Here is a 9,689-nt window from a genome sequence, read left to right on the forward strand (position 1 = left end):
ACGTGTTTTTTAGTTTGTTTGAACGAAAGTTCATTTTGTTTTCGTTCTTAAGTTGATGGGCATGTGGCGGTACCCCTTATTGTGCTTGGCAGCGGATTGATTGGTGATAGAGTACCTCCCCTTTTAGCTAGTAGAATTAATAAAGGAATTGAATTTTATCACAGGCAGGCTGAAGTTACCTCCCCACCTATATTCATTTTTTCTGGTGGACAAGGGGCGGATGAGTTAGTATCTGAAGCACATGCAATGCAAGCCTATGCGGTAGAAAAAGGCATACCCATCGAACATACAAGAAAAGAAGACCAATCTGTAAATACATATCAAAATATGCTATTTTCAAAAAGGATTATGGATTCATTAAAAGGAGCAACATATAACAGTATTTTCACAACAAATAACTTCCATCTTTTCCGTGCTGGTCTCTTTGCAAAACAATCAGGGCTTAACAGCCAAGGCATTGGCTCAAAAACAGCTTTCTATTACTGGCCAAATGCGATGATTCGCGAATATATTGCTGTTGTTGTCATGTATCACAAGCGTCATAGTATTATAATTGGGGCTATTGTCGGATTAACTTTACTCTTAGCAACCTTTACTTATTATGTTTTATAGCAACTACTCAAAAAAGCGCAAGATGCAAATTCTTGCGCTTTTTTCTTTTTCTTCAAAACTAATAAAATAAAAATATTTACATCTGTAAAAGTAAGTAATAATAAATGAAAATTTACTAAGTATAAGTTAATATTAATAAATGATATGAGACTTTTCATACATTTATCAACTTTATTAAAGAGGGGAACTTAATGGCAAAAAATATATCAGATATTGCAAAATTAGCTGGTGTCGCAAAAAGTACCGTTTCTCGTTATTTGAATGGTGGATCTGTCAGTGAGAAAACAAAACAAAAAATAGAAGTAATTATTGAAAAAACAAATTTTTCTCCTAATACATTTGCACGTAGTTTAAAAGCAAAAACAACTAATTTGATTGGAGTTATCGTTCCTCGGTTAGATTCTTTTGCTACAACAAAAACTCTTATTGGAATCGACAATTCACTACGCGAACATGGTTATCAAATGTTAGTTGCAAATGCAAACCAAAGTTACGAAATAGAGATAGAAGCAATAGAAAACTTTGTAAAGCAAAAAGTAGCTGGAATTATTTTATTAACAACAAAATTAACAGAACAGCATAATAAAGTTTTGGATAAATTACAAATTCCCGTTCTATTTGTTGGCCAGCAATATGAAGGACAGTACTGTTTGATTCACAATGATTTTGAAGCATCATTTGAATTAGGAGCCTATATTTTATCACAAGGACATTTTCATATTGCTTATGTAGGCGTAACGGAAGAAGATGTTTCAGTTGGACTAAAGAGAAGACAAGGTTTTCAAAAAGCAGTTCAAATGTTTGCTCCATCAAGTAACGTCACTTACTATAAAACTACTTTTCATGTGAAAGATGCTATGAAACAAGTATCAGAAATTTTAAGCGGTAATCGTCCGACTGTTATTGTTTGTGCAACAGATAATATTGCAATTGGGGCAATTAAGGTAATTCATGAAAAACAGCTATCTGTACCAGTAGATATATCAGTTACTGGCTTTGGTGGATATGATATTTCTGAGATGATTCATCCTAGTTTAACAACTGTTTCTTTTGATTATCATTACACTGGAACTATTGCAGCAACTTCTATAATACAATTAGTGGAGAACAAGGAAATACCTAAAGTAATCACTTCAAAATATGAATTAAAAATTCGAGAAAGTATTGACAAAGTGTAAAAGCGCTTTATAATTCTCTATAGAACCGGTTCCAGTTATGCGAAGTAAAAACTAAGACAGGCTTTCTTTATTTATATTAAATACCTGTCTTCTATTTTAAACATTAAAGGAACCGGTTCCAAAATATTTAAGGAGGCTTTTTTGATGGATATGAAGGTTATTGCTAATAGTGTTTTACAGCATATTGGCGGAAAAGAAAATATTGTAAGTGCAACTCACTGTGCAACACGTCTCCGACTCGTTTTAAAGGACGATTCAAAAGTAATGCAAACGGAAATTGAAAATATAGAAGGGGTGAAAGGGGCATTCTCTACGGGTGAGCAATATCAAATTATTTTTGGAACTGGACTTGTGAACAAGGTATATGAGCCATTTGCAAATCTTATTGGCACATCCCAAATTGATTCGGAAGCACATACAACAGCCGTAAAGAAAAAAATGAATCCAATTGCTCGAATAGCAAAAGTTTTATCTAATATATTTGTACCTATTATCCCAGCAATTGTTGCAAGCGGTTTATTAATGGGTCTACTAGGAATTTTGAAAGCGTTTAAATTGGTACCGGCTAACCATGCTCTAATTCAATTATTTGATATATTTTCAAGTTCTACCTTCATAATTTTGCCAATCCTGCTTGGTGTGAGTGCAGCAAAAGAATTTGGGAGTAATATTTTTTTAGGAGCTGTAATTGGTGGAATCCTAACTCATCCTGCATTAACGAATCCTTGGACACTTGTAGATACCAAGCCAACAGTTTTACATTTTCTTGGTATGAATATTGATATGATTGGTTACCAAGGAACTGTTCTTCCAGTTTTATTATGTGTATACGTTATGAGTGTCATAGAGAAGCAATTACGAAAACATGTACCAAATTCTTTAGATTTATTAATTACTCCTTTTCTTACAGTTATGATTACAGGTTTTCTATCTCTAATCATTATTGGTCCTGCTGGTTATAAGATAGGTGATGGAATTACTTACATTTTAAATACTGTATATGAAGTTGCAGGACCAATTGCTGGTTTTATATTCGGTGGTTTATATTCTACTATTGTATTAACAGGATTACATCATAGTTTCCACGCAATCGAAGCCGGATTACTTGCAAATAAAGAAATTGGTGTGAACTTTTTACTCCCGATATGGTCGATGGCCAATGTTGCACAAGGTGGAGCAGCTCTAGCTGTTTACTTTAAAACAAAGAATGACAAAACAAAGAAAATTGCAATTCCATCTGCTTTATCAGCATTTTTAGGTGTTACAGAGCCGGCAATTTTTGGTGTGAATTTAAAATTAGGAAAACCATTTATTGCGGCGGGAATTGGTGGAGCTATTGGCGGAGCGTATGTTGTCTTTATGAATGTTGCAGCAAATGCTTACGGTTTAACAGGAATTCCAATGCTTACAATTGTAGCTCCATTAGGGATGATGAATGCAGTTCATTATATGATTGGTTTTGTAATTTCAGTCATTACAGCTTTTGTAGCAACAACTATTTTATATAAAGAAAAGAATTAATATCTAGAGGTGAATACCTGATGAGTAAATATAGAACAATACAGGATGCAAAAGAGGGTGAATTGAAATCACTAGAGAAAGTTGCAAACCAAGACTCTTGGAAGCCAATTTATCACATTCATCCACCCTACGGATTAATGAATGATCCAAACGGTATATCTTACTATAACAATGAGTATCATGTATTCTATCAATGGTATCCTTTTGCTCCGATCCATGGAATGAAACATTGGGGACATGTGAAATCAAAAAATCTCATTTACTGGGAGCGTATGCCTGTGGCTATTACGCCAACGGAAAGTTATGAATCACATGGTGCTTATTCTGGTGGGGCTTTTGTAAAAGATGATGTACTTCACTTATTTTATACTGGAAATGTAAAAAATGGTGATGGATCAAGTGATTCGAATCAATGCCTGGCTCTTATGAATAACAAATATGAAACCGAAAAAACAGCACATAATCCAATTATTCAAAGCGTTCCAACTGGATATACTAGGCATGTTCGCGATCCTAAAATTTGGGAGGATAATGGTCGCTATTATATGCTTCTTGGGGCACAACGGAGCAATAAAACAGGAACACTTCTCATTTATCACTCAAAAAATCTGCTTAGTTGGGAACTATATGGAGAACTACAAACTAATTTGAAAGAATTCGGTTTTATGTGGGAGTGTCCCGATTATTTCCGGTTAGACGGAAAAGATATTTTAGTTTTTTCCCCACAAGGGATTAAAGCTACAGAGGATAGCTATCAAAATATTTATAATGTGATTTATGCAGTTGGTACGCTAGACTTAGAAAATTTATATTTTCATATTGAGTCCTATTTTGAATTAGATAAAGGATTTGATTTTTACGCACCACAAACATTACAAGATTCCCATGGACGACGCATTATGCTTGCTTGGGCAGGATCCAGTGAAATAATATATCCTTCAGATGATTTCATGTGGGCACATTGCTTAACCATTCCGCGTGAGCTAACTCTTGAAGGAAATGTATTAAAACAACAACCTGTTTCTGAATTAAAGGAATTACGTACATCTTCAAAATCAATAACAGGTTTTGTAGAGAATGAAAAATGCATATTATTAGATTTTCCTAAAGAGAACTCTTACGAACTAGAAGTACAACTACAGGTGGAAAAGGCCAATGTATTCGGTATTTCATTATTCCATCATGATGAAGAATCATTTCCTATTACTTTTCATCGTGAAAAAGGCATTGTTTCTATTGATCGGGAAAGTCTTCAACATCGTTTTGGTGAAGACTACGGTTATAAGCGTTGTAAGCAAATTGAAATACAAGACACGATGAATATGCGGATTTTTGTCGATCAAAGTATTGTTGAAATTTTCTTATGTGATGGAGACACTGTCTTTACATCACGTGTGTTTCCTAGTAAAGATTTAGAACATGGTATTTTACTTTTCACAGATGAAAAGATGGAATTTCAGATCACATACTATACACTTGGGAGAGGTTTAGAATGAAGAAAGTATTTTGCATCGGGGAAGTGCTAATTGATTTTATTTGTTGCAACAACGCACCTTTAAATGAAGGTAAATATTTTGAAAAAAAAGCGGGCGGTGCTCCAGCAAATGTTGCGGTATCGATTACAAAATTAGGTGGTAAATCCTCTTTTATGGGACAAGTTGGTGATGATCCTTTTGGCAGATTTCTTGAAAAAACATTACAAGAAAATAATGTTGATACCTCTATGCTTATAAAAGAAGATCAAACAACTTTAGCATTCGTTTCCATCGACCAACACGGTGAACGTGATTTTACATTCATGCGTGGTGCTGATGTAAAATATCAGTTCCAGCAAATTGATTTTTCTAAGATGAAAACGAATGATATTATTCATTTTGGATCTGCAACAGCTTTATTACCTGGTAACTTAAAAGAAACATATTTTAAGTTATTTCAATACGCTAAAGAACAAAACCATTTCATTTCATTTGATCCAAACTATCGTGATACACTTATTACAGATAAAGAGCAATTTTCTAAGGATTGTTTATATTTCATTGCACAAGCTGATTTCGTAAAAGTAAGTGAAGAAGAAGCAATAATGCTTTCAAAAAAAACAAATATTAATAAAGCTGCACAATTTTTACTTGCAGCAGGCGCAAAGGTTGTTGCCATTACTCTTGGCAAACAAGGGACACTTCTTGCAACACATGAAGGGGAAGAAATTATTCCCTCTGTTCACGTAGAGCAAGTAGATTCAACAGGTGCAGGTGATGCTTTTGTAGGTGCTATGCTCTATCGATATGCGCAAGAAGAAAATATATTCGATGTAAGCCCCGAAAAAATTCGCATATTTGTTGAATTTGCAAACAAAGCAGGGGCAATTACGTGTATGAACTATGGAGCTATCCCATCGTTACCTACGCTTGGAGATATAATTAAAGATTAGTACTGTTATAACTTTAAAAGCAGAGCATTGGTGGATTTGAATTAAACTATTTTATTCATTTAAAGTTTTAGTAAACTTAAGTGAATAGAACTTAACAAATTTTAAAGAGCCTTAGCACAATAGTATGTAGCAAGGCTCTTTTATTTTAATAGCAACAGTAAATAATTAATTTACAGCTGAAGTCCCCCCATTATAATACCATGAAGTGAATTTTTTAAAGTTAGTGGATACTTAATTTTTCAAAAGAGAAAGAGGTTTAATCTTAAATAAATAAAGAACACCTTTTGAAATAAAATTACCAGTTATATACACTATAGAATCAATGATCCATAAAATATATACACATAATAAATAGTACATCGTCCCAGTTTTTTGTTTTCTCATTTATAAACCATCACCAACTGATATATTAGAATCCCTCTACACCAACAATCTAGGGTGATTATGGTTGATGGAAAATATATTGTTGTTTGACCAGGGGTATTGCTTAATCAAGAATTAGTGATTCCACAATTACTATAGATATCAGTGAAAATAAATGAATAACCTACAAGAAAAAGTATTGCTATTCTTTTAGTCAATATTTTCGATAAACAAAAATAGCATACATTAATTTATAAATCTATTATTAATATAAAATAAGTAAGCTACTTCTTGTCTAATCAATTTTCTTACCTTACAGAAGTGTAAGAATCCTTTACTTGACGCCCCTAAACGGATGTAACTATAATTGTTACATGAATTGGTATATGATTAGAGATGTTTTAGAATATGAAAAAGTTATTATATCCTGTGCATTTAGATTAGAATGAATATCAGCAAGCAAAACAGTACAAGAGGTGAATACTACAAAAGGAGGGCAACAGAAGATCATTCAGGTCATTTTTTATTGTCCAAAAAATATTGACCATTTACAGTTTTATTAACTCGTGAATCTCATATTTGATTAAGACATAACCCAAAAGTCTCTTTTCAGGAATGTCTTAAATCTGCTAAAAAACGGTGGGGATATCTTTAAGTATTCACGCAAATGCCTCTAATGACAATGTAACGGAAACAGAAACAAATCACTATAAATCTTCTGAATCTGAAAAAACAAATTCTCATTTTAAGGAAATCCGTATATTTGTAGAAGAAATCCAAAAATGGCAAACTTCTTATATATGTTAATTATGGATAAATTGAATAGGAATCCATAATTAAGTTAGATGAATTGATAATAGTTTGAGCAGTAAATTGCTTGAGTATAGATTTGTTATCTAAAATGGTTTTAAAAATTTTAGTTTGTATTCTAATGTTAACTTATAAAAGAAGTTAAATAAGTTAGCGTTTTATAATTAATATTATGAAATTACTTACTATTTATAGATAGTAAGTAAAAGACCACTTTATTTTGAAAAGAATATTTTTAAATGGTCATAATATGAATATCAATTAGAAATAACCTGGATTAAAAATGAAAAATTTAAGAATGTGAATAAATTGTCCAAACGTTCACATTTACAATTCAGCCTATTAATAATGGCTTTAGTATCATATATAAGCTTTTGCTTTATATTTTTATTTGTTTTTCCGAATCATTATTTTATATCAGATTTTCATATACGACTACCGTTCTTATTGATTGAAACTACTGTATTTATCTCATTACTTTACTCTATATCATCAAGTAAAATAAAATTAGGAGTATTTTGGGTTTGTGTTACTATTGCAATAGGTTGTTTCTGGATAGGAGATATAATAGCCACTTTTCAAGTACTTGATGTAGAATTACCAATACAAAATTTTAATATTTCTGATGTATTTTTGTTGTTATTCTTATTCTTCTTTCTTTTTGCGTTCTTTTATAAGATCATGTTGGAGTGTAACAAGTGGGAAAAAGCATATTTAATTTGTGATTTATGTGTTGTTGTTACTGCTATTTTCACCTTAGAATGGTACCTGTTTAATAAACCTTCTGCAAATATTTTATTCTTATCCATTGGAGATCTTCTTCTCTCATTTATTTTCCCGATTATAGATCTATTACTCCTTTTATTAGGAGTTAGTCTAATCTTTCGTCCAGCTATTTTTAATGCGAAAAGTAAATTATTCATATTTATCTTAGTTTTAACTGGACTAGCTATTACGTATTACTTGTATTTTTACTTACAAGATGATTTGTCAGATCGCTCAATTATACTATTAAGGTGTATGTATAGATTTTTTCTATTATTGATCGCTATTGCTGCTACTATCCCAAAGAATGCATCATCAAGTAGAAATTATTTTATTGTTAATCCGATATTTGGAAAGAAACTTCTTGTCATATTTCCCTATCTTGCAGTTGCAATTTTAATTGGTTTTACTTTAAAAGAGCAGACTTCTTCACCTACACTGATTACGGGAAATTGTATTGCCTTTGTATTTGTACTGATTCGTCATTCAATCGTACGAATGCAAAACAAAAATTTAACCGAAACCTTAAAAGGGGTTAATAACCAATTAGAACAAAAAGTATCTCAAAGAACAGTCGATTTAATAAGCAAATCTAATGATTTGGTAAAAAATCAAGAAAGGTTTAAGTCATTATATGAGTATCATCCAGATCCTATATTAACAATTGATTCAAATGGTACTGTATTAAATATAAATCAGTCTGGAAGTAGGTTATTAGGAAAAGACAGTGCTGCATTAATGGGGAAAGAATGCTTCTCTATTTTTTTAGATGAAGATAAACCTGAATTAGAAGCAGCCCTAAAGAAGGCAAAAATGTGTAGTTCGTCTTCTTTACAGCTTCGTGTGGAAAATACTAATGAGAAGGATATACATTTTTGGTATGTCACCATTGTTCCTATTATGATAGAAGGACAAACCTTTGGGAGTTATGTAATGGTAAAAGACATAACGAGGATGAAACAACAACAGGATGAGATAAATTATCTTGCATTCCATGATATGGTTACGGAGATTGGAAATCGTATATTCTTCCAACAAGAATTAGAAAAATCTATTGAGCATGCACAAAGAACACAGGGTAAGTTTGGAATATTGTATATAGATTTAAATCGTTTTAAGAACATTAATGATACACTCGGGCATTCAATTGGAGACAGGGTTTTAAAAGAAATTGCCAATCGTTTTAGGACAATATTGCCACCAGATATTTCTCTGTCGAGAATAGGTGGTGATGAGTTTGCGATCATAGCCCAAAACCATACAGAACAACAATTATTAGATTTGTGTGAAACATTATTTCGTATAACAGATGATCCACTTATAGTTCATCAACATAGTTTTTACTTATCTCTTAGCATAGGAGTAGCAGTATATCCATTTGGAGGAACAAATGCTACTACACTTTTACAACATGCTGATATCGCTATGTATAACGCAAAGGAAAAAGATAACAACGCTGTTTGTATGTATGACGAGACATTATCTCAAAAAATAACAAGACGAATACGATTAGAACAAGATTTACCGAATGCATTAGAAAATAAAGAGTTATTTTTATTGTATCAACCACAAGTTGACAGTAAAACTGGTAAGGTTATTGGTGCAGAAGCTTTAATTCGTTGGCAACATCCAGAGCTGGGTTTGATTTCACCGTTTGAGTTCATATCTATTGCTGAAGAAACGTCACAAATTATTCCAATTGGAAAATGGACACTACTGCAAGCGTGTCGGCAACTAAGAAAGTGGCATTCTGCAGGCTATACAAATTTAAAAATGGGGATAAATTTATCTGCTGTTGAGTTTAATCAGAAGGATTTTGTTCAAACAATCATGTCTACCGTCGAAAAAGTAGGGATACCTGCTTTTTCTATTGATCTAGAATTAACAGAGCGAATAGCAATAGTAGATGAAGAAGAAACCTTATCGAAGTTAAAAGGGGTACCGCCACATGCCCATCAACTTAAGAATTTTCACTACCCCCAAGTGACAAAAAACGTTATTCTTTCTAAAAA

5 protein-coding genes and 2 pseudogenes are annotated in these 9,689 nt (G+C 32.3%); all 7 read left to right on the top strand.

Annotated features, from left to right (window positions below):
- Nucleotides 1-75 precede the first annotated feature (75 nt).
- Nucleotides 76-612: pseudogene (locus PDQ68_RS27830) on the top strand (YdcF family protein); the annotation flags it as partial.
- A gap of 191 nt (nt 613-803) precedes the next feature.
- On the top strand, nt 804-1,790 hold the full coding sequence (locus PDQ68_RS27835) for a LacI family DNA-binding transcriptional regulator (RefSeq protein WP_001107203.1): 987 nt from the start codon (nt 804-806) through the stop codon (nt 1,788-1,790).
- A gap of 144 nt (nt 1,791-1,934) precedes the next feature.
- Nucleotides 1,935-3,311 carry a sucrose-specific PTS transporter subunit IIBC gene (locus PDQ68_RS27840; protein ID WP_000367356.1) on the top strand — a complete coding sequence of 459 codons (1,377 nt, stop codon included), beginning with the start codon at nt 1,935-1,937 and terminating at the stop codon, nt 3,309-3,311.
- Nucleotides 3,312-3,331: 20 nt separating this feature from the next.
- Nucleotides 3,332-4,807 carry a glycoside hydrolase family 32 protein gene (locus PDQ68_RS27845; protein ID WP_000049871.1) on the top strand — a complete coding sequence of 492 codons (1,476 nt, stop codon included), beginning with the start codon at nt 3,332-3,334 and terminating at the stop codon, nt 4,805-4,807.
- The gene (locus tag PDQ68_RS27850) at nt 4,804-5,739 is read left to right on the top strand and encodes a carbohydrate kinase family protein (protein ID WP_000755110.1); all 936 of its coding nucleotides are present in this window, start codon (nt 4,804-4,806) and stop codon (nt 5,737-5,739) included. The genes PDQ68_RS27845 and PDQ68_RS27850 overlap by 4 nt, the downstream gene beginning before the upstream one ends.
- A gap of 907 nt (nt 5,740-6,646) precedes the next feature.
- A pseudogene (locus PDQ68_RS29070) lies at nt 6,647-6,882 on the top strand (N-acetylmuramoyl-L-alanine amidase); the annotation flags it as partial.
- Nucleotides 6,883-7,221: 339 nt separating this feature from the next.
- Nucleotides 7,222-9,689, top strand: a 2,468-nt coding sequence (locus tag PDQ68_RS27855) for a GGDEF and EAL domain-containing protein (RefSeq protein ID WP_270694778.1), incomplete at its 3' end; no start/stop codon positions are given.

The sequence above is a fragment of the Bacillus cereus group sp. Bc010 genome (genome assembly GCF_027716745.1).
Classification (GTDB): Bacteria; Bacillota; Bacilli; order Bacillales; family Bacillaceae_G; genus Bacillus_A; species Bacillus_A pacificus.